The sequence below is a fragment of the Solibacillus sp. FSL K6-1523 genome (genome assembly GCF_038005225.1).
In the GTDB taxonomy this organism is placed as follows: Bacteria; Bacillota; Bacilli; order Bacillales_A; family Planococcaceae; genus Solibacillus.
The window spans coordinates 2,739,647-2,762,569 of record NZ_JBBOSU010000001.1; the positions used below are offsets into that span (position 1 = coordinate 2,739,647).

The 22,923-nt window shown below is 33.6% G+C and carries 24 protein-coding genes; 5 read left to right on the forward strand and 19 right to left on the reverse strand.

Translation table 11 applies throughout. The annotated features are described in order from the left end of the window. Positions 1–55: 55 nt before the first annotated feature. The 8 genes from MHI10_RS13170 to MHI10_RS13205 all read right to left on the reverse strand — a co-directional run bounded on the left by MHI10_RS13170 (position 56) and on the right by MHI10_RS13205 (position 6,145). Complete coding sequence (locus MHI10_RS13170) at positions 56–1,342, reverse strand: ABC transporter substrate-binding protein (RefSeq protein WP_340786017.1); 1,287 nt, start codon at positions 1,340–1,342, stop codon at positions 56–58. A gap of 511 nt (positions 1,343–1,853) precedes the next feature. Further along, the gene (locus MHI10_RS13175) at positions 1,854–2,294 is read right to left on the reverse strand and encodes an SRPBCC family protein (protein ID WP_340786020.1); all 441 of its coding nucleotides are present in this window, start codon (positions 2,292–2,294) and stop codon (positions 1,854–1,856) included. A gap of 77 nt (positions 2,295–2,371) precedes the next feature. Then, complete coding sequence (locus MHI10_RS13180; protein ID WP_340786023.1) at positions 2,372–2,848, reverse strand: hypothetical protein; 477 nt, start codon at positions 2,846–2,848, stop codon at positions 2,372–2,374. A gap of 67 nt (positions 2,849–2,915) precedes the next feature. Continuing rightward, entirely contained in the window at positions 2,916–3,506 is a 591-nt protein-coding gene (locus MHI10_RS13185; protein ID WP_340786026.1) for a DUF5412 family protein, read from the reverse strand. 20 nt (positions 3,507–3,526) lie between these two features. Next, positions 3,527–3,742 (reverse strand): hypothetical protein, encoded by a 216-nt coding sequence (locus MHI10_RS13190; RefSeq protein ID WP_340786029.1) that lies wholly within the window; start codon positions 3,740–3,742, stop codon positions 3,527–3,529. A gap of 69 nt (positions 3,743–3,811) precedes the next feature. Next, on the reverse strand, positions 3,812–4,171 hold the full coding sequence (locus tag MHI10_RS13195; protein ID WP_340786030.1) for a hypothetical protein: 360 nt from the start codon (positions 4,169–4,171) through the stop codon (positions 3,812–3,814). A gap of 483 nt (positions 4,172–4,654) precedes the next feature. Continuing rightward, positions 4,655–5,566 (reverse strand): DMT family transporter, encoded by a 912-nt coding sequence (locus MHI10_RS13200; protein WP_340786034.1) that lies wholly within the window; start codon positions 5,564–5,566, stop codon positions 4,655–4,657. A 39-nt stretch (positions 5,567–5,605) separates the two neighbouring features. Continuing rightward, positions 5,606–6,145 carry a flavodoxin family protein gene (locus MHI10_RS13205; protein WP_340786036.1) on the reverse strand — a complete coding sequence of 180 codons (540 nt, stop codon included), beginning with the start codon at positions 6,143–6,145 and terminating at the stop codon, positions 5,606–5,608. A gap of 139 nt (positions 6,146–6,284) precedes the next feature. Between MHI10_RS13205 and MHI10_RS13210 the strand changes: the two genes are divergently transcribed. After that, positions 6,285–7,169, forward strand: coding sequence for a LysR family transcriptional regulator (locus MHI10_RS13210; protein ID WP_340786039.1), 885 nt, complete (start codon positions 6,285–6,287; stop codon positions 7,167–7,169). Positions 7,170–7,564: 395 nt separating this feature from the next. Here MHI10_RS13210 and MHI10_RS13215 read toward each other — a convergent pair whose 3' ends face one another. The 11 genes from MHI10_RS13215 to MHI10_RS13265 all read right to left on the reverse strand — a co-directional run bounded on the left by MHI10_RS13215 (position 7,565) and on the right by MHI10_RS13265 (position 19,025). Further along, entirely contained in the window at positions 7,565–9,127 is a 1,563-nt protein-coding gene (locus MHI10_RS13215; protein ID WP_340786040.1) for a YndJ family protein, read from the reverse strand. Further along, positions 9,099–9,704, reverse strand: a complete 606-nt coding sequence (locus MHI10_RS13220; RefSeq protein ID WP_340786042.1) for a DUF4166 domain-containing protein — start codon at positions 9,702–9,704, stop codon at positions 9,099–9,101. Before MHI10_RS13220 ends, MHI10_RS13215 begins: the two co-directional genes overlap by 29 nt. After that, positions 9,705–10,613, reverse strand: coding sequence for a DoxX-like family protein (locus MHI10_RS13225; RefSeq protein WP_340786044.1), 909 nt, complete (start codon positions 10,611–10,613; stop codon positions 9,705–9,707). A 97-nt stretch (positions 10,614–10,710) separates the two neighbouring features. After that, on the reverse strand, positions 10,711–11,460 hold the full coding sequence (locus MHI10_RS13230; protein ID WP_340786045.1) for a hypothetical protein: 750 nt from the start codon (positions 11,458–11,460) through the stop codon (positions 10,711–10,713). Between the two features lie 254 nt (positions 11,461–11,714). Next, positions 11,715–12,245 (reverse strand): DUF2812 domain-containing protein, encoded by a 531-nt coding sequence (locus MHI10_RS13235; RefSeq protein ID WP_340786047.1) that lies wholly within the window; start codon positions 12,243–12,245, stop codon positions 11,715–11,717. Next, positions 12,238–12,561 carry a PadR family transcriptional regulator gene (locus tag MHI10_RS13240; protein ID WP_340786049.1) on the reverse strand — a complete coding sequence of 108 codons (324 nt, stop codon included), beginning with the start codon at positions 12,559–12,561 and terminating at the stop codon, positions 12,238–12,240. The genes MHI10_RS13235 and MHI10_RS13240 overlap by 8 nt, the downstream gene beginning before the upstream one ends. A gap of 298 nt (positions 12,562–12,859) precedes the next feature. Further along, entirely contained in the window at positions 12,860–13,471 is a 612-nt protein-coding gene (locus tag MHI10_RS13245; RefSeq protein WP_340786050.1) for a hypothetical protein, read from the reverse strand. A gap of 913 nt (positions 13,472–14,384) precedes the next feature. Next, entirely contained in the window at positions 14,385–16,310 is a 1,926-nt protein-coding gene (locus MHI10_RS13250; protein WP_340786051.1) for a hypothetical protein, read from the reverse strand. Positions 16,311–16,374: 64 nt separating this feature from the next. Further along, positions 16,375–17,145, reverse strand: a complete 771-nt coding sequence (locus tag MHI10_RS13255; protein ID WP_340786053.1) for a hypothetical protein — start codon at positions 17,143–17,145, stop codon at positions 16,375–16,377. A gap of 471 nt (positions 17,146–17,616) precedes the next feature. Then, positions 17,617–18,705: a DUF2812 domain-containing protein gene (locus tag MHI10_RS13260; protein ID WP_340786056.1), complete on the reverse strand. Its 1,089-nt coding sequence runs from the start codon at positions 18,703–18,705 to the stop codon at positions 17,617–17,619. Next, a complete protein-coding gene (locus tag MHI10_RS13265) occupies positions 18,702–19,025 on the reverse strand; it encodes a PadR family transcriptional regulator (RefSeq protein WP_340786058.1) in 324 nt (107 codons plus the stop codon). Before MHI10_RS13265 ends, MHI10_RS13260 begins: the two co-directional genes overlap by 4 nt. A 173-nt stretch (positions 19,026–19,198) precedes the next feature. Between MHI10_RS13265 and MHI10_RS13270 the strand changes: the two genes are divergently transcribed. From MHI10_RS13270 to MHI10_RS13285, 4 genes are all read left to right on the forward strand, one after another. Continuing rightward, positions 19,199–19,906, forward strand: coding sequence for a response regulator transcription factor (locus tag MHI10_RS13270; protein ID WP_340786061.1), 708 nt, complete (start codon positions 19,199–19,201; stop codon positions 19,904–19,906). Continuing rightward, complete coding sequence (locus MHI10_RS13275; RefSeq protein WP_340786064.1) at positions 19,896–21,248, forward strand: sensor histidine kinase; 1,353 nt, start codon at positions 19,896–19,898, stop codon at positions 21,246–21,248. Before MHI10_RS13270 ends, MHI10_RS13275 begins: the two co-directional genes overlap by 11 nt. Continuing rightward, positions 21,238–21,924: a PepSY domain-containing protein gene (locus MHI10_RS13280; RefSeq protein ID WP_340786067.1), complete on the forward strand. Its 687-nt coding sequence runs from the start codon at positions 21,238–21,240 to the stop codon at positions 21,922–21,924. Before MHI10_RS13275 ends, MHI10_RS13280 begins: the two co-directional genes overlap by 11 nt. Positions 21,925–22,104: 180 nt before the next feature. After that, a complete protein-coding gene (locus tag MHI10_RS13285) occupies positions 22,105–22,920 on the forward strand; it encodes a PepSY domain-containing protein (protein WP_340786068.1) in 816 nt (271 codons plus the stop codon). Positions 22,921–22,923: the final 3 nt, after the last annotated feature.

The window sequence follows — 22,923 nt, forward strand, 5'->3', positions numbered from 1 at the left end:
TTCCACTCCTATCGAAAATGGGTAGAAATACATCTACCCATTCATTTTTTCTTCTTTAGCGACTTAAAATATCGTTAATTTCTTTTTCAGCTGCATCCAATTCAGTATTTAGATCTTGATCGTTAATATAGATATTTTGCAGGCGCTTATTAAAGGCTTTATTTACATCATTCGCATTTTCAATACCTAGGTAAAAGTCTGACGCTTTATCCAAACTTTCAACAGATGCTGTTAATGCTTGCCCCTCTAACGTTCCATCATTTTTATAGAAGAATTCATCCTTCGCAGCTGCTTTCGTTGATGGCAGAGTATTTGCTGCTTTAGAGAAAGCCAATTGACTTGCATCGTTTGAAACATAATGTGCAAATGCCGTTGCTGCTTCAACATTTTTAGAAGTATTTGGCACAACTAGATTCATAGAGTTTGTAAAACGAATACCTGCTTTTCCAAGAGGTGCTGGCACGGCAATCGTTTTCTCGTATACTTCTGGTGATGCCGTTTTTAATTGATTGATAAATGATGAACTCGAGATGATCATCGCCACTTGCTCACTACCAAATAGTTGAACTTGTTGGGCGAATGCAGGAATATCCTTAGGAATAACCTCATCTTTAATTAGCTCGATATTACTTTGGATATACGCTTTTACATCATCATTATTAAATGCAGCTTTTCCTCCCTCAGCCACTTTGAACCCTTCTTCAAGAATAGAGCGCGTTTCCATCGTGAATACATAACCGAAAGAACCCGTTTTTTCTTGAATTTGTTTCCCCCAGTTAGCCAAATCTGCTTTTGTTTGTGGAGGAGAATTTATATCGAGTCCCGCTTTTTCTACTAAGTCTGTGTTGATATAAAGCACTGGAATGCCTGTATACCATGGCAATGCATATGCGCCATTATCTATTACTGTAGAATTAAAGATTCCGTCAAAATAAATACTTCGCTGTTCTTCTGTTAATTGTTTATTAAAGTCTGTTAATGCACCTTTTGAAGCCATTTGATTAGCCAATTCCGTATTTAAATTAACAACATCCGGTGCTTGCTTACTCGCAATGCTTGTTAATAATTTATTTTGAATTGCGTCATAAGGGAAGTCTTTCCAATCAATTTTTACACCTGGATTCTCAGACTCATAATTAGCGATTAATTCATTAAAGTAATCATTAAATGTTGGTTGAAGAGAAATTGTCCAAAACTCGACAGTCGCTGTTTCCTCCACCTTTTCTTTCGGAGGATCAACTACCTTTTCCTTTACGGCTTCTTTCTTATTACACGCAGCCAAGGTACCTAAAACAAAAATAAACATCATTGCTACTAGTAGTCCCTTTTTTAGTCCACCCATAACTTTCTCACCCCATTATTTTTATTCATGTCTACTAATCTCTCTATCCCCCTATATTTTTTAAACACTACTTAAAAGAGCTTTCAAGTGAGTGTTACTGATAAGCTATGCGCAAATATAGATTTTTAATCCAAAAATATTTTTAAAACATTAGGAATTCATTCTATTAGACTGATATGAACGTTCTTTTTTAAACGTGAAAAAAGCCTGCTCATCATTGAACAGACTTTAGAATAATCTCAACAGGGTTGTTTTTTGAATATAAAGGGTCAAAAGATGTTCCAACTTTATGGTACATGTGTCCTAATAAAGCTTCTTATAAAGTATTTGCATGTTCAAGCTGGCTAAGCACATAAGGTACACAGCTTTGTTGTACAGGAAGAAATCGATGAGATTCTCGCTAAATTTGATTTTGATGTTACGGCTCTTAAATGTATTGTAACAACGTATTTAAATTAAATACTCGGATTTCATTGGAATCTTAATCAACGCATGTGTTAAAATATTACAATTATTTTTCAACGCACTGTTTCAATGCCATCATTTGTTTTTCTAAGCCTTTTTTCATAAATCCACGAAATAGAAAACTTAAGATCTTTCCTGAAATAGTTTTAGGTGTTACTTCTTCTGTAATATAAAGAATACTGGAATGTGCACTAATTTCTTTAAGGCTGTACGAAACACTGATTAAGAAAGATGGATGATCCATTTGAATACTTAATTTATTATTTTTTGTGTATTCCGTAACTTGCCCTTCATACACCTGAATTCTGTTACCTTCTTTTAATTTTTGCTTAAACTGAACACCAACTGGATTATTACTATCAAAATCCGTTACATACTCCGTTCCTTCTAATCCAGTCATCCATTCTTTTTGTTTATCATTATCTTCTAAATATGAAAAAACTACCTCAATAGGGGCTTGAATCTCTATTTGATTTGTTATTAACAATGTTTTGTTCCTCCAATTATCAGCAATATTAAATTTGTTCTTTCAATCGGTGTTGAAAAAGTCCTTTTTATACTCAATTATTGAATCCATTCCATTACAAAAAGTTTTTGTTCTCTCGCATTAGAAATTGCAAGTATGTAGCTATTATCTTCTTCCAATTTATAAAAGTATTTATCATTATTATCGTAAATTACGGGATTTCCCTGAAATATTTCATTAAATTTCTGCGTATCCTTGTTTATACTAGTTACATCTTCTTGAAATTGTTTAAGGTGTCTTGAAACAGTATCAATGGATTGTTCATTAATAAGAATCCAACCCTCCTTCTCTTTTAACTTCTTTTCAATAGACCTATAATTAAGGACATAAAAGGTTTCCCCCTCACTTGGGAACCCATTTCTTGTATTAAATACGGTTTCGACTTTACTTGGTCTAGGTGCCTCAAACCCCCAATTCAATTTCCATTCAATAGATTGAGCAATATAATTCCAATTTACTATTACAAACCCTACCAATAAAAGCGGCATTGTAATCCAAATTATTTTCTTTTTCACAAGATTCCCCTCTATCCTATCGAATATACTGAATTCCGTTAATCATTCGTAATGTACAAAAGATCGTTTAATTTTGGTAGCAAGTCTCGTAATCGTCTTTCATTAACAAACTTTTACAAGCCAAACCATTTTCGTGATAAATCTCATTGCCAATTTCTAATTCAATACTTCTATCTGAATTTGGAAAATCGGGTTCGTCATTTTGAATAAACAGTGTATCTTCGTCTATCCATTTCATAGTGAAATCACTTTTTGCATCTCCGTAGTATACCGTATCCACTTTATTTTCTTCATTATTGTATGTGATTTCAACCCATACATTCACTCCGCCAGCCGCGCCACCATATGGTTCATAAAAAGCATTTGCCGTATACTTTTCTGTAGGTGATATTATAGGTCCAGGTCCGTCTTGCGTATATTCCCTATCAATTTCACTAAATGTAAAAAAGTACGTTTCATATAGATAGATTGAAGATACTAAAACAACCCCAAATAACGTTGTAATCAACATATTTTTTGGAAAAGGCTTCTTTTTAATGAAAGCAATGATAAAATTCACACATAAAATGAGAAATAATATAATCGTAATAAAAGCAATTAAGATACCAAATAAAATTAAAATAATACTCCCCGCCCTCTTAAGTTCAATCGAAATCATTTCAATAAAATTTTACCATTCTAAAAACTCCAAACAACAAGAATAATACTCACGATCCCCCAAACAATGGTGCCCCATATCCACCAAATTACCGATTTAGCTTTTGATGTGTTTTCCTCGTCTTCCAAATTTGCTTTTACAGAAGCGACCTTACTTTCCATACCTTTTTTCATAGAAACGAGAACAACAAATCCGATGATGCTAATAGTAAGAGTTATCCAAAATAATGAATTCACTTTCTATCCCCTCTTTCATTTAGAAATGCTTATTTGAATAAAATTGCATACTTAATACATAATAAGAAGTTACTGCTCGACCATTAGAATTTTATTACCTTTAATGATGTAGGTACCACTTCTTCTTGAAATCACAACAGTTTTAACAGCATATTTATCATTAGCAAATACTAATAAAAAACGGTCGTCAAGGATATCTATTCCACCATTATATCCTTTAAATTTTATGCCCATTGAATCTTCAATCATTTCTTCTGATGTATATGGGCCAAATACGCTAACTTGAGTCCATTTGAAATCAGTTAACCTAGTTAAATCAATTTGTGTTTCACCGTTTTCTAAAAGGGTGTCAATTTCCTTAGCTAAAGCCGTATCTTGACTAGCTCGATTTGCAAATAAATTAGCAATCAAACCTACAGTAACGATCACTAAAATTATATAAACACTTTTTTCACAAATACTTACACCCCCTAAATTTTCACATACCGTATTTTAAATGACGTTAAATAGAGAGGTTAAAGTTCCCAACGCGTGGTTTGGAGACATATTGCTTATAAGTAGTCAAAAATATCCCTCTATTTAATTGTTTTATTAAAAGTCAAATTTTAATTAACTATACGTTTTTTAACAACAAGAGAATATAATGTTACACATTATGATTGTTCAAGACGGAATCCAACAGGGTTTCGTCTTTTTATTCCACAATCAGGCCATATTGTGGAGCAACCTCTTTAAATGAAAGTAAAATTTTAAAAGAAGGTTAAGAAATTTTGGACTTTCAAATCAATATAAAAAACGCTGTAGTACACAGCGTTTTTTGCTTTAAATTGGAGAAACAGGGTCCTCTAGGAGCGCTCTAAAAAACAGCGTGCAAAGGTCACTTTTTATTCTCCATTTATCGATGTATTTTATTTATTTCGAAGTATCGGAACAACTTTTCCTTACTAAACAATAAACTTTTAATCTAGATAATTTTTTTATATCTACTTGTGCGATTATAATTCCCAATATAACGATACTACAACTAATAATATCTTTTAGCGTAAAAACTTCCTTTAAAAATAGAACCGCAAAAAAGACTGCAAAAATCGGTTCAAGTGCAAAAATTAAACCTGTAAGTGTAGGGGTTGTATATTTTTGTGCAATCGTTTGACCAATAAATCCTACTGCACTGCAAAGTATCCCAAGACCTAAAATACCAATCCAAGAATTTAATGTAGATGGTAAAGACGGAGTTTCAAATAAGATACTGCAAATCATCGCTAATACTCCAGCTACGCCTAATTGTAAAATACCAAGAGTCAGTGGATCATCTTCTTTTGTCAATTTTCCTGTTAATATGATGAATGTCGCATACAACAGTGCGCCCATAATACATAAAATATCTCCAGGATTTATTGTTAATGAATGTTTTAATGTCAATAACCCAATACCCGTCAAAATAAATAGTAACCCAATAAAAACCTGCCTAGATGGTAAGCGTCGAACTAATAAACAATTGATTAAGGGTACGAAGATTACTGTAAGGCTTACAAGGAATCCCGCATTAGAGGCTGATGTCATACTAACACCAAATGTGACAAAGGTGAAAACACCAAACAATAATGTTCCTAGCATAAAAGAAGAAATAATCACTTTTTTAGTAACTAGCATTAAACGTTTGTAAAAGAGAATTCCTGCTATTAAAAAAGCAAGTAAAAATCTAAGCCCAACAATGTTGAAGACTTGGAGTGAACCAAGCCCTAATTTCATAAAAACATATGATAGCCCCCAAAAAGCATTTATAACTATCAATAACATATTTGCCAATGTCTGTTGGCTCATAAACTCCAATCCTCCTTGTACAGCTTGCGAATTGGAATATTATTGTATTTCCTTTCTTAGCTGTTCCGTTGCAGACAGTGCTATTAAGTCCTGTGAAATATCACCTGGTCTGTTTCCTTCCCCAATAATATATCCTTCGAATGTTGTCCCTACAAAGTCAAAGATATGTTGAAACTGCTGAATCATTGGTAAGCCTTTGATAGATGGTTGATCTCCACCCACTGCAATGACATATGCTTTTTTTGAAGCCATTATAGACTTGAAATCAGGATAATTTGGATCTTTTAAAGTCTGTGACCAACGATCAATAAAGTTCTTCATTGTGCCTGTCATGCTATACCAATAAATTGGGGTTGAAAAAATAAGAATATCATGTGGAAGGTTACGATTAATGATGGAATTATAATCATCATTGACTTCAGAAAAACCTTCCTCTGCATGTCGCTTATCAATTATAGGTTCAATTAAATAATCCTTTAAATATACTTCTTCTACATCTAAACCTTGGATGGCTAACTTTGTTAACGTTTCTGTGTTTCCGTTTAGACGGTTTCCACCGTAAATAACTGCTATTGTCATGTGAATTAACTCCTTTTCCTTGAAATCTTCTACTATTGTTCTTCTGATATTAATATCTTATAATAAGTTGATAAATCGATACAGACGATTATTTCGATTAAATAAATCGGAATAACCGATTTAAAAGAGGTTGATATAAATGGATATTAAACAGTTGATTACATTTAAACATGCTGCAGAAAATCTGAACTTTACCCAAACTGCAAAAATATTGAATTTTGCTCAATCAAGTGTTACTGCTCAAATCAAATCTCTTGAAGATGAGATTGGGAAACCTTTATTTGAGCGTTTAGGTAAACGACTGATTTTAACAGAAGCTGGACATCAATTTAAAAGATATGCAGAAAAAATGATTAATTTAAGCCAAGAAGCCATTACAGCTGCAAACGGAGAGGAAGAATTAACTGGTACGTTAACAATAGGGGCGCAGGAGAGTCAGTGTACTTATCGATTACCACTAATCCTTAAAGAGTTCAAGGCTGCCTTCCCAAAAGTAAAGCTAGTATTTAAACCTGCACATTCTGATGAAATGGCGAGAAAGCAGCTAATGGAAGGTTTATTAGATATTGCTTTTATTATGGATGAAAGCAAACCTGACGGATCGTTAAAGGTAGAGCGACTTATCAAAGAAGAGTTAAAATTAGTTACCTCACCAAACCAATCTAAATCAGACTTTTCAATAGATGATCTGAAACATGAAACTCTTTTACTTACAGAAGCTGGATGTTCTTATCGAAATATATTTGAAGAATCTCTAAATTCACTTGGAATATATTCATTAGATAAAATTGAATTTGCTAGTATAGAGGCCATTAAACAGTGTGTAGTTGCAGGATTAGGAGTGGCACTACTGCCTGAAATGGTAGTTAAAAAAGATATTGAAGAGGGGCGAATGAAGGAATTGCCGTGGAAGTCTTCCATACCTCCACTTTATACTCAAATTGCTTGGCATAAAGATAAATGGATAACACCACCTTTAGCTGAATTTATAAGCTTAACTCGTAAGATGTTCCAGTCAGTATAAATTAAGTTCTTCAACAATCGGGCGCGATTATGAAGCAACACAGGTAGAAAATAATCAAACTTTTTATAAAACCCACACTTAATTTTATTAGAAAAGAATCCATTTTGAACAATCATTTTTTCAAAAATGGATTCTTTTCATTTATCGTCAAATGTAGTTTATGGGACATTTTTAAACAAACTTTATTTTAAAGCTACATCTATTTCAGAAACTTTTCGAATTGGTCAATACCCCATCTTTCTTGATTTTCAGCTACATATTGTTCAACTGCAATAAAACGGTTCACTAATTCCTCATTAGAAAGCTACATATACTTCTTTCTTACGTTATTTAAGTCCCGTTCTGGAGCTTTGTCCCCCATGAAACGTAGCTCTAACAATTTAAGCAAGTAGCCATTATGAATCATTTGTTTTCGACTTATCAATGTCATACTCAATTTTTAAAAACTTCAGTCCGAAAATTTTCATTTCATGTATAGCGGTTAATTGTGTTTCTGTAGTTGCCTGAATTGTAAAATGTTCAGAAAGAGGCAGTTCAAATATAAATTTACGAAGAGCTAAATAAATCCCCGCATCACCTGCAGCTTGAGTCGTTAAATGAAGCTTGCCGTCTTCCACATGCAAATCTAAAATGCCAATCATCGTAGAAAAAGGAAGTGGTAACGCGATGTTCATATATGTATGATCCGTCGTATGCTTCGAATAAATGGCTGTGAAAACTGTTTTCTCATCAATTGTTCGGATCCATGCTCTTGGCTTTTCTCTGCCATCCAATGTCGCATCTACTATAACAATTTTGCCAGTCATCTCTATCTTTTTACTTGAAAGCGGTAAATTAATTTGTTGAGTGAGCGTACTTATTCCTTTATAAAACAAAGCAAATGGCCAAAACCACGGTTGCCACCTTACCCTTGCAAAAAGTCGATATTCATTCGTATGTTCATAAAAATGAGTAATTGCTTTATGCATCTGCTCAGTGCTTACAAAATCATTCATATCATCCACTAAACCTTGATACGGTTCATTTTTTGTTTTTAGTCGCCCCCTGATTTGACTGACAGGAAACGTAAATGAACACTGGTTAGTCGTTGGTGTATAAATTAGCCAGCCTGCAATCGTGAATCCACCAAAGAATAGACAATTTGTAAAGCCATGGAATACAAGCATATTAGGAATATCGACAATTGATTGCTCTGTGAAATTTCCGTACGCATAAAGAATAGACCAAAATATTGAAAAACAAACAGCTGCAATCGAAAGTCGAATCATACTCCCTTGCAAACGATAAAATTTCGTTCGTAATGTGACAAAAAATAATAAGTATATCGCAATAATATATAAAATGGCAGATACGATTTCAATCGTAGTGGATAATGTAATGCCAATTGCCATTAAAATCGGTCCTGATGATATGACAACAACAATCGGTTTGTACAGCTTGCTTGTTGTAACTCGACCAATTAACCCGACAGAAATACAAAGTAAAAATGCGGAATAGTGAAAATGAATGGCAGTTAACCAAGTAATTAGTGGTGTAAATCCAGTCTCAATTCCTGCAATATACGCAAAAAACCAAACACCGCCAATGACTAAATACATCAATCCAATATCAATGACGATTTCAGCTGTATTCGTAAATCCTCGATGTAAAAAGCGGCGCATGCCCATCCAGCTAATCATTGCTGTTGCTACTAAATAGAACCCTGCTCCAGTAATCGATAGTACCTCGTTTATATTAAATCCTACCAATGTGACCCCTAGCATTCCACTAGCCAGTATGATTTTCTCAACTGTTTTTAGCTCGACAATACATTGAAGTAGTAGTGGTACAAATAAAAGTTGCGCAACCGTTAAATAAATAAAAAAATCAACTTGCTTAATCGGCATCATAGTAATGATAAAAAGGCTGATTCCAAGTAATGATAATGGACTAAATAACCTCTTTAAATTGTCCTGCATACATCATAAGCCTCCCTAACAATGGATTATGAATCGATACATGAATTGTAAATACATCACGTTCATCATCATACGCTTCCTCTACAAGTACGCGCCCTTCCAATAATTTAGGCATAGGTATTTCTAAATTGCCTAATACAAACCGTTGCACACCTGACCGAATGATTAAATGTCCTTCCTTAGACACCGAAAAATGCAAATCGGAGTAAAATAATGACGGTGAGCCTAAATAATCTTTTACAATTTGCATTTCTGTATCAATCGTCATTTTTGCATCAAATCGACGCACGATATCTCCAAAATAAAACCTTCTCTCCCATTCAATCTCATACTCATTATTCGGTAAAACGGTACATGTGTTACGAATCGAAAATCGAATTTGTTCACCCGATTCAGGAAATAAAAAATTGATTTTTGTAGCGAGTAAATAAAAAGGCGTTAAAATTTTTGCACCCGATTGGATTTTTTGCATCATACCTGTTGCTACAAAAGGTTCATCCAAAGGCAGTAAATAGCGTTCCTGTAATTTGGGATGGAGCTTTTGAAAATCATCACCTAATAATTTTTGATAAATCATTTACTCACCGCGCTTTCTTTTACAGCTCTTGGCAGTTGGAACGTTTTGATGTAATACAAAACCAATAATAGATAATACGAATAAAGCCAGATTGAATGTCAACACATTAAACGGACCTATTAACGTTGCACTACTTGCTACAACTGCACTAATCGTCAATATTGGAAATAAAATAATTTGAAGCATATATAACGGGCGCTTATTTATAGGTAGGAGCCAAATGAAACTAAATAGTATTTCGGCAACCCCAACCCCTTGTACCGCTAATTGTGCGGCAGTTCCTGTTATTCCACTAATCGCTGAAAATAGGGCGACTTCTTCTGGATGAACAACGATTAATTTCGGGACGAGCCCTTGGTAAAACCAAGTAAAGAAAAATAATACCGAAATAAAGATTGATAAAAAGAAGCGGCGATACTGAAGTGCTGGCGGCTCTCCCGTATCAATCCATCTCTTTAATACATCAAAGCTAAGTGCTGTCGCCCATCCTATAAGTGGTCTGAAAACAACGTCAAAAGCCTGCCCTACTTTGCCATATCGTGCATCATAGTCATATTGCGTCAGAAACGTTAACTGATCCCCTTTTGGTACGTACTGCCAGTAACCTTTCCCCTGCACGATTGGCGATATTTTTTGTTCGGTTCCAAAGTGCAATGATGATGTTTTCGAGCCATTCTGTTTATGATGCGTTCCCTTACTTTCACCCCACCCCTCAACAGAAATGAACGGTAACACATTTGTTTTATATGTAAAAGTTTGCGGAGATTCCTCTTTTTCTTTAGGAATGTAGTTAATTTCCGAGAATCGCAAATCCCATTGCTCATGTAATTTTGGGTTTTGTGTATATTCCCAAACCGTATCAATGGATGCGTTCATATTTATTTCTACATATATCGGTTTTTGTTTCACTTTAGTACTCCTTTTCTTAACTTTAACTTTCTCAGTGGATCATTTTCACTTCTAAGATTCTGAAAGGTCAAAAATGACGCTTGTTCAAAGACTTTTTCTACTTTTCAACAGGCTTAACTTCAATTTGATCCGCAACAAATTCATTCTTAGTTTTATCAAATTTATAGGTAATAATAAAATCAACTAAATATATTGGTGGTCCATATATTCCAATAGATCCTACAAGGTTCAATTTTATCTTTTGTTCTTCTAGAAAATAAGTGACTTGACTACCGAAAATAAGCTTATCCTGTTCTAACATTGAAATTTCTTGTGGATGGAACCCGAAACTAGATAAATCAAAATCATGTTCCTTTCCTTGAACTTTCACCGTCAGACCTATTGTATTCTCATCTTTTTTTACAATAGATGATTCAATATGGTCCGCAACAATTTCCTCGTAATTTTGAACCTTTATTTCATGTAACATTTTATTTACAATGTGAATATCAAAAGTACTTAACTCTGTTCCTCTACCTATGCTTAGAATAATTACAGCTTCCTTTTCTCCGTCCCCTGTAACATCCGTATAAAACACTTGCGGGGTAGTACCCGTATCACCTGGGTAATTCCAAGAAAGTTCTTTTTGATTTCCGTTAATATCTAGCATTACACCATTTATATTTTCATATAATTTCACTTTTTTATCCTCAGAAATACCAATTAATTTTGCTTCTACCGTATCCTGTTGCGTTTCTTGCTGTTCACTAGAGAGCTCGTTAGAATCCTGTTTTTGTGTATTATCTGAACTACATCCTGAAAACATAACGGTGCTTAATAATAACAATGCACCAATTTCTTTTTTCAATCTAAATTGCTCCCTTCTTAAAGAATAAAAACACCTTATTATTATATCCTAAAAAAGGGAATTATTTATTTAATTCAAAGAAGTATACAAGAATTTAAAAACAATGAAAGAATGACCAAACAAATAAAAATACGGCTTATGGAAATTATATAAAACGATATATAAAAAATGGTCATAAAAATAGCCACAAAACGATGATGTCACAATGTTTGTGGCTTACAAGTTTATTTCCAAAATCGCATCATTTTTACCTCCTACTGTAATCGTAATCGGCGATATGTTAATGCGATATACATACTAATACATGGGGCCATTAGCATTAAAGAAACTATAAAGAATACTTCAAACATCGCGCTAACTCCTCCACCTGTTATCAGCATCAAAACGTAAGTAATTACTGTGAAACATACTGTCACCCAAACTGCAGGCATAATCGAGTTTTGTAGACGAAACAGCTTTTCTGCCTTCGTTTCTCTGTCCGAATAAATCGGCTCTGTTCCAACTGGTGCCTTAAATAAATGCGTATTAGTATGTTCATTTGAACAAACATGCTCCCAACCTGCAAAATCAAACATCGCAAAATATTCGTCTGTATCGCCTTTTTCTAATTGATGAATGTCGATACTAAAGTCGACTAATTCTGGTTCTCCTTTTTCCATTTCATAGCCGATTGCCTTATAACGTTTAACATTCCAACCTTTGCTCGCAAACTTTTTTAATCGTTTTAAATCCCCTTTCTCAGAAAATGCAATGCCTCCTGAAGTGAAATATTTCGTTTTAGTCATGTGAAACTTCCCCCTTTAATTCGATTTGTGCAAAATGAATCATTTTTTGCCGTCGTTCTAGATCATGACGTAACACCGAGCGTCCTTTATCCGTCAATGTATATACTTTTCGACGCGAATCACTCTCGTCATAGAGCACAATATATTCCTCGCCTAATAACTTTTTAATATTCGTATAAAGCGATGCTGGACCAATTTTCACTTCGCCCCCTGTGAGCTCTTCAATTTCACTCATCACCGCATAACCATGTTTCGGCTGTGCAAAAGCTGCCATTATATAAAAAACCGAATCCGTTAGCTGTACGAAAGAATTCATATTTTGTTCCCCTCCTTATATCACTTTATGATATATCTACAACCACTATATCACATAGTGATATAGTGTCAATAAATTTTTGAATTATAGTTGTGGTTAAAATTCATAACACCTATATAAATAATTTCATTATTATAAAAAAAGCCGCCCCGAAATTTCCAATATTAATTGGATTTTTCGAAACAGCTATTTCATTTATTAACAAATTAAACTAACTCTAACTAAGTGATTGATTCTTAGTTCTGCATTAAGCTATCTCATTACTTTTTAGTGCAGGCTTATCACTGTATTAAGATTATTATATTTTATCCTCCGCAGGGTCAACTCTATAACTATGCGTCTCATTTCGCTTGCACTCTATTACAGGTACTCTCTTTGTTACTTCACGCTTAGTTCTACCATCATTGAAATGTCTAGTTACCCACTCCGCAGGTTTATTATAATATTTCATCTTTCCACCACATTTAGGACACTTATCAATGTGTATTTTTTCTAATGTCAATCTTCTGTCATAACCGCTAATAGCAAAATTAAAAAGTAATGGGTGTCTTGTTTGATTCTTAACAATTCTCCTTAGAGAAACAAAAATTACAAATAAGAAAATCAAAAACATAAACATTATTATATATGATTGTATCTTAAGGGGAGATGTTAGATCCTGAGATTTGAAGAAATCCACACCACCTTTCAATATTTTCCCAATAGGAAACACTCCAAGTATCCCAATAGCTACGCTAAGCCATGATAACATAGCCATGGTGATAGGGCTTCGCCATACTGGCACTGGGTTATAATTTACCTTTTCCTTATAAGTATTATCTACATTATTGATTACATTTCCTGCAACAATTTGTGTTGGACCATTAAAATTTGTTTTTCCATTAAAGTTATTTTTATTATTTTTCCCCATATCTACCTCTCAAAATTCTAGTTATTCTACTTTTTAATTATTTTTTTACTTTTCTCTGACTTTGATGATTTCTATAATACTTTTACCTTTGAGATAAAGGTAAAAAATCTGCTGAACATTTTAGCATTTGTAACTTTGATAGGAAGACTATCATCACTAGCATTTAATAACTATATCATTTGCAACTATTAAGCTTTGAGATACCTTGAGTAGCACGATACTTGCTACTCCCATTTAATATTATCAATTCTAGATGCATTTTCCGCTTGTGCGATAAATTTATTTTAGAAAATCATTATGTAACTATCCACATTACTGGTATTCAAATATTTTTTATTAAAATATACCAATATCATTATAGACCTTTAATATATTTAGAACATCTAAAAACTCAAATTTATCTCTTCTAAATCTTATTATGCTTTTCCTGAGATTAATTTCTAGGTTATGGGCATGACAATCATACTTGTAAATTCTTTTTGTGGTGAGTTAGTTTTGCTAAAGGTGATTTCCTAGTATCTACCAACAAAAAGCGATTGAGATTTGGTAAATGTCAATCTTGTGCTGTATAGCAGTTTAATCATTTATCACCATTTGAACTGACCTAGTAGTAAATACCCCTTTTCCCTTTGGAGTTTTTGCTGATAGAAAATGTACTTTTACTTATCGGACGCATCACTTTATAATAATAAAAAAATTAATTAAATCACATAAATAAAACTTTTAACATAATAGCTGATTAAATTTCTAAAATCAGACCAGTACGTTCTGTCTTGTCATTATTTAGAAAATACGGGTCTATACGAATGCTATTTAAACTTAATATTCCCATCAAATCCTCCCCTTTTACAACTTCAATGAAAATAATGCAATATAATTATTGGGTCATTTTATCTACTTGAGCCTATTTAATTCAATTCATACTTTCCTTTGTATTATTATCCTCAGCTATACAAAATTCTTCATTAATTTTTAAAACTATACATATTAATAACCTTAATCCAATCAAATAGTTTTGCTTATGTTGTTCATCGTCTAACAATACCTGCCTACGATGCATATATTTATTTCGAAGTTGTAATCCATTTTGAAACTGATGATTATTTAAATAATAGTCAAAATAGTTCTGTTCTAATTTAGAAAACAGCTTACATTCAGTTTCTACTAACCCCTCTCTAATTAATTGATCAATTTCAATTTGAATTTGTTTACTTAGCCTTTGATAAATAATTACTTCATTTTTATATAAATTGTGCAGAAGAGCAATTTTATTTGGATTATTCCATTTTATAAACCCCATAGGATCTTGAATTATATAATTTAATTCTATTAGCTGCTGCAATTTCCCTCTTTGGTAATTATGAAACTGTTCAACCTTAAGCTTATTAAAATTAATTAATTCAAAAAAGCAATTTCCTTTTAAATGCTCATCAATATAATTTAAGCTGGCTTGATCAGAAAACAGTTGGAACATTATATAATTCAATTCTCGTTTCGCATAAATGTACTTACTATCTACTAAACTAGGAACCTGGCTAAATAATATACTGTGTGAATTCATTTCAATTAATTCTTGATCAATATTTTTATATTTCACATAAGCATCAAATTGAACTAAAACATATTCTATTTCCGCAAAAATAGCTAAACACTTTTCTTTGTACGTTGCGTATTTAGATGGCAATTCAACAATATAATTATCTACCGAATATTCCTCTTTAACATACACGTTAAAATACCATTCCAGTACTCTTTCAAGTTCAACTTCCTTCGACATCAATAACTCGTAATACAAATTAAATTTCATTTGACTAAACATTTCTTTTGAACCAAACGTATGATTTGTTTTGTAATCATATCTCCCTGTTATTCCAATTGCATTTTCTAATGCACTAGCTTCTGATTGCAAATTAACCATCGAAATTCTGCCATTCGAATCCAAGTAGCTAAATAACCATATAAAATTATAAAGAATTGTGAAATAATCGAGCTCTTCCTCTAACCAATTTTTATCAAAGTAAATTCTAAATTGTCCTTCTTTACCATTAATATCAGCGGTCATAGGTGCCTCTAAATCTCGTTTAAAAGCCACCATATGCTCGAATTGTATCCCCCCTCCTTGTGTTTTAAAATATTGTTCCCTAAGTTTTTCTGCTTTTCTTTTAGCCTTTAGCTTTAATTCTCCAGTAATAATAAATCCTTTAGTACTACGCGCAGTCACTATCAAATCTACATAATTTAAATTTACCTCTAATGAATCAATGTACTCATCAATAATATTGTTTAACTCTGCATCACTATAACTCGGTAAATATATATGCTTTTCCTTGCTAGATTCATTCAGAAATTTATCAATAATAAGTTCAGCGTTTGATGGGTTTTCTAATAATAAGTCCCTAGTAATATCATTGTAAAATTCTACAAATCTTTTATTGTGACAGATGGTATATATACTGAATATTTTCTCGTCAATCCAATTTCTAAGATATTCCTCTGATACTCTTATTTCAAGTTTGTATTTAAAAAACAAATCTAAAAAATCCTCTTTAAAATTAAATTGTAAGTCCTTTAGTTCCTCTAATATTTGAACATCTTTTAATTCACTGAAGTAACGAGCAATAAACCCTTTTACCGTTTTATTTACTTCGTTTATCTGTGCTTTATCCCAATTATCTAGATACAACCTATTTTCAATATACTTTGTACAATTATATAATTCTATGATTTGATTTAATGTATATGAAGATTCAATTTGAAACTGAATATAAATTTCTCCAACCTTCTTCAAATTCCACCCTACAGCGATATCATTCACACTATAAAACTTCACTTCTTTCATAGAACCTCTCCCCCCTTAATAGTAAAAAACACCACAATATTATATTACTTCATTTCATGCTATTTTATTTAACTTTTCCGTCAATCCCATAGAGTTTCGTAGGCGTAAACAGTACAAATTCGTCTACATCAATTTTTCCTTCTAAAATATTTTCTATTTGTGTAGATTTTGATTGCAAGACGCTATATATTTTATTAGCTTTTTCTAAAATGTATGGAAGTTCTTTATAATAATCTTCCTTTTCCTTAACCATATTTTCAACTTCTGCTATTAAAAGTTTATATTTATTCCTATTTTCATTATATAAGCTGAATAGTGGCGAACCTTCCAAAGCTACATCATATTCAAACACATCGCTCATCCGCTTAAAACTTTCTTGGAATTTTAATAATTCTTTAAGCAAAATAGAATCTGATAAACCGTTTATTTCATTCCAACGATTCCATTCCAAAGCGTCGAATATAATTATTAAACTTCGAAAACCACCATTTCTTTCAAAGGCCATTCTATATCCTAAAGAATCCTTCTTCTCTTCTATCACTCGTAATTGAGCAATTATCTTTTCGAATTCAAGAATTAAATTTATGTAAATTGGTAACTCTTTGGATAGCATATTTACTCTACCTATTTTTCTCTCTTTCTCAATTTGATTTCTTGCTACTAAATAAGCACCTAGTGCTCCCAAGCCACCACCAATCATGCTTAATAACCCACCAATAATTGTGGCTTTATTTGCATTATCGATACCGAAAACTTGAATTAATGCAGCATACATTGCAATCATAAATGCAATAATTGCGGCAATTATTACGCCCATTGATACTTTGTTAAACATTACAATCCAACCTCGCTTTTTTAAAAATCATAATATTACTCTAGCCCAATGTCTCAATAATCTTTTGATATATAACTCCATATAAATTTGTTAATAGATATATTTTGTCCATATTAAAATAGAAGTCGTATAACTTCTATTATTTAAAGATTAATGTAAAAAATAAGATCCATTACCAAAATCACCTTTTAAACAAAACTATCAACTAACTATTTATAACTACACTTGATCAGAGTTATTTTATATGAGATATATAGTTTTCTATATTCTCTTTAATGTAGAGTAACTTAACGTGAAGCCGTAGTAAATACTCTGCGTCCCCCAGACTCCAATACAACTATTACAATTTAACTATAATTCAATAAGCCATCACTTCATAATAATTCGTGAGCATTAACCTTTTACATTTCAAAAAAAGAACTCACCCCATGGATGAATCCCATTTCAATATTTTAGAAATAGTTGACTTCCTTACAAACTTTCTTCTAAATCCAATAACTTTCTTTCATTAAAATAGCTAAAAAAAGCTTTAATCCAAATCGTTAACCATAAAATGAACGCGACACCATTTAGGATTAAGCTAAATGTGCTTCCTGTAAATTGCTCAACTAATTCGAATCCATTTACCTTCACATTGAAGTAAATATTCATTCCCATAATAAATAGGAATACCAAGGACATGGCCGTTGTAAATACGAACAAGCGTCTTAACACTTGCAATTTTTCCTCTTTTACATACGTTAGCATCGGCTTTTCTTCATCTTCCTGGTACGGCATAGCCCATATCGTTGTATTCCAAAATGTGGAACTCGTCGTAAATTTCAACTGCCAGCCCATCTCTTTATGCAGCTGGAAATAACTTTGATTGATTGATTTTTCATAGCCAATTTCATAGCTTATTTTTTCACTTTTCCTCGGAATAAAGTAAAAAAAGATATTGCCCGCTCGTTCTAGTTCATAGCCTCGCTCAAATATTTCATATAGCCATTTTTTCGTCTTATACGGATTGTACATCCAGCCGAAAGACATTTTTCTTATCGCTTTCTCACTTTCAGTCATTTTTTGAATTCCGAGATATTGTTTTTCCTTCTTGCGGAATTTCATTAAAAGAAACATGTCACCTACAAATAAAGCACCAAATGTCATGAAAATGGCTAATGTAATGTCGAATAAAAAATTAGTTGACGTTAAAACAAGGAGGAATATTAGCGGCATAATAATCATCGGTGCAAGAAGTGTGGAAACAATTAAAAATGTGTAAAAATGAGTGCGTAACCGTTTAAAAACGTTCTCCCTAGATGGAAAAATCTGTGCTTGTTGCGCCTCATAAATCGTCCAATTGCCTAAACTCGTTGAACGTTCCCACCCTGCTCGCATTAATCCCGCTTCATTCGAATGTAAATCAATCGCATACGTTTGTTTTTTCGGTGCACCTTCCACAAACTCAAAATGACTCAAAAAATTTAATTTTTTAACAAACTGCCCTTTGCCCGCCATTTCACTTAGCCATTGTTCCGTCTCTTCAATTTGGTAACTCCAAAACGGTCGCCATTTTTTCATTCCTTGCCCTCCTCGAACTGAATAATATGGTCATGTAACTCTTTAATTCGCTGCATTTCCCGCTGTAAAACTTGTTGTCCTAATGGTGTGATTTCATAAATCGTTTTGCGCTCTTCATCTGAAAAAAGGACGATGAGCGCATCATTTTGCATCTTCATGAGCGTGCCATAAATTGTGCCTGATCCGAGCTTTAGCCGACCATTTGTGAGTGCTTCAATATTTTTGATAATACCGTACCCGTGTCGTGGCTCTGTTAGTGAAAACAAAATATAAAAGGCGGTTTCTGTCATTGGATGATATTTTTTAAACACTTTATCCATAAGCCCCTCCTCTATGTCGTATCTCGACTATATCACGACGCGACATATTAATTCAATAATTTCCTACAACTTATTACTTCTCCATTGCAATGTAACCATACTTTCCATTACGATAAGTGAAACATCCTTGAATAACCTTTTCTCATGGATAAAATTAGATAGGTGGCTTTTATATGACGCAAATTTTAATTATTGAAGATGAACAGCAAATTGCACGTGTGCTGCAATTAGAGCTTGGCTTTGAAGGCTATGAAACAACGATTGCGCATACTGGAACAGCTGGGTTATTGGCTTTTCATGAAGGTAATTTCGAATTAATTTTATTAGATATTATGTTGCCTGAATTAAACGGGCTTGAGGTATTGAAGCGTATTCGTAAGCACAATGAAACGATCCCGGTCATTTTACTGACAGCGAAAGGCGAAATACAAGATAAAGTTACAGGTCTTGATTATGGGGCAAATGATTATATGACGAAGCCGTTTGAATTTGATGAGCTACTTGCCCGAATCCGTGTGGCGCTGCGGTTTTCATCTAAAACAAATGCTCCAGAAATACTGACACACACATACGAATTTGCCGGCTTAACATTAAATGAGGAAACACGTGAAGTATCGCGTCATAACAATCAAATCGACTTAACTCCCCGTGAATTTGACTTGTTGACACATTTCATCAAACACCCAAAACTCGTTCAATCACGCGAGCAGCTATTAAATGCCGTTTGGGGCTTTGACTATTACGGTGATACAAATGTTGTAGATGTTTATGTTCGTTATTTACGTCAAAAAGTTGAGGTAAATTTAAATCTCCCTTCCCTATTACATACCGTTCGTGGCGTCGGCTATGTATTAAAGGAGTCGGCTGCGAATGAAACTTAATACAAAGGTCAATATTTTATCAACATTGCTAACGATTGTCATTCTAATTGGCAGCTTTACAGGAATTTACTTCCTATTTGAGGAACTCGCTTATTCAACCGAAGAAAAGCAACTCCGGGAACGTGCGTATGAACTTTCGACAACCGTCAGTTCGTTACAATCGACGGAAAACATTAATACCATTTTTAGGGCGTATCTTCCGACAAATGGCGCAATCATTGTCAAAACCGAAAAAGGGGAATATATATTAAACATTCAATCGAAGGGGAAAAAAGTTCATATTTCACCGAGCAAGGATGAATATTTTGCACGAAAAGTAATCGATGGCATTCCGCATATTGCAATGAATTTCCCACTTATTTGGCCGAACCAGCAAATTGTCGTGGCAAATTTGATTCAACCTGTACCAACGATTACGGAAAATTTAAATCGATTACAAGTTATTTTGCTGTTAATCACGCTCATTGCGCTTATTCCAATTTATTTTGCGAGTCAATTATTAATTCGTCTCATTGTCAAACCTGTTCAACAATTAACAGCCGCGATGGAGCGCAATATTCAGCAATCAAGCTATGAGCAAATTGCTGTAAAAAAGAAATCACAAGATGAGATTGCGATGATGACAATCACGTACAATGATTTAATGGCACAACTAGAAACCCATCACGAACAGCAGCAACAATTTATCGGAAATGCCTCCCATGAATTAAAAACGCCCTTGACAGTCATTGAAAGCTATGCAAAATTATTAAAGCGTCGCGGCACTGACAATCCAGACGTTACGAATGAAGCACTCGTTGCCATCATCAATGAAACTGCGATGATGAAGCAAATGATTGAGCAAATGCTAGCCTTAGCAAAAACGAGTGAAGTTGCAAAAGTAAAGCTATCATTCTTTGCATTTCAACCGTTTATCAATACTATCGCACAAAGTTTCCAACAAGCTTTCCACCGCACGATTATTGTCGACGTACCGGATGCCATTATCGGTACGGACGAGGCAAAATTGAAGCAACTACTATTTATCTTTTTAGATAATGCCCGAAAATATAGTGATGAGAAAATTACGATCATTGGACGGGTAAATGAAATGATTGAAATACAAATTCAAGATAGAGGCAAAGGTATACCAAAAGAAGATATTCCCCACCTATTTGATCGTTTTTATCGTGTGTCGAAAGACCGAAATCGACAAACAGGCGGTGTCGGTATCGGACTTTCTATTGCCCAGGAAATATCGAAACAGTTAAAAGCAACGATTGAAGTCGAAAGTGTGCTCGGTCAAGGTACGACAATTCACATTCAATTACCTTTAAACGGAGGTGGATCGAATGAAAGTTAAACAAATCGCGATAATTATCGCATTTTTTTCCATTGGTATTTTCATTATATTTTCCGTAAAACAGCTTCAAACATCTGCATTATTAACGAAAGAACAGATGATTGATCAAGTAGAAACGGTATTCAATGGCTCTGTCCAATCGTTCATTGAAAAGGAAAATTATTATCTTGCCTCTTTTGAAAGAAGCGGTTCGACTTATGAGGTGAAAATTGACCCGCACAACGGGGAACTATCGAATATGCAGGCGATCTTCATTACCGATAAGCCAATTGTAGCGGTAAAAGATGATTATAGCACTACGCCAAATAAGAATGCGGAACCTGTTGAAGGGGAAAAATTAGACGATGTTTCAAAGCCTAATAATCAAGCGAATCCTGCTATTACGACAAAACCGAATGATGCGGCAGGTGCAACTCCAGATTCAAAGCCAATTCCTACAGAAAATCCAAAAGAAACACCATCACAGCAAACTAAACCACTACTTTCCGCTGCACAGGCAAAAGCCATTGCTTTAAAGGAAGTTAAAGGAGAGGTGGATTCTATCGATTATAAGGCAACATCAGATGGAGGGCATTATTTTATCGAAATCGACCTTGAAGATGATGATATGGACGAAGCATACGTACAAGTCCATGCCATAACAGGGAAAATTTTATCGATTCAATTTGAAGACTAATTTGCTTAAAGCGGTAACTTTCCATTCCTACAAACGGGATGGAAATGCCGTGTTTTTATTTTGTTGGTCGTTAAATTTTAGCTCTTTAAATCGTTCTCATCAAATTCTAATGTTTCTCTCAGTAAGCTTTCATGTTCGTATTTTATACTAACGTTAGAACGATAAAGGGAGCGAATGAAAATGAATAAAAAATTATTAGTTATTCCAGCGTTGCTAGTAGCAATCGGTGGCGGTGCAGTATTAGCACAAACAGATTTATTTGCAAAGGCGGATGTTAATCCATCTATCTCTGCCGCTCAAGCGAAAGAAATTGCATTAAAACAAGTTCAAGGGAAAATTATCGATTTTGATTTTGACAATGATGACAATACACCACATTATGAAATTGATATCGTAAAGGGCAATGAAAAAGTAGAAATCACAATCGATGCAATAACAGGCGACAGTAAAATTACCGAGCGCGAAAATTTTAATGATAGAAACCAAAACGATAAACATTATAATACACAAGGTCTTATTTCTAAACAAAAAGCAAAAGAAATTGCATTAAAACAAGTCCAAGGGAATATTATTGATTTTGATTTTGACCATGATGACGATACACCACATTATGAAATCGACATCGTAAAAGGCAATGAAAAAGTAGAAATCACAGTCGATGCGATAACAGGCGACAGCAAAATTACGGAACGTGAAACTTTTAATGGTAAAACTCAAAACTATAAACAAAATAATACACAAGCAACGCCACAAGGACTTATTTCAGAACAAAAAGCGATTCAAATTGCTCAAGCAAAAGCACCAGGTACAGTCGTAAAAGTCGAACTTGATAACGATGATGACAAACTATATTACGATATCGAAATCCGAAATGGCAAAACAGAATACGAATTTGAAATTGATGCGAAAACAGGTGCAATCATTGATTTCGAGAAAGATATTGATGATGATTACGACTGGGATGATAATAACGATGACGACGATTTAGATGATTAATCG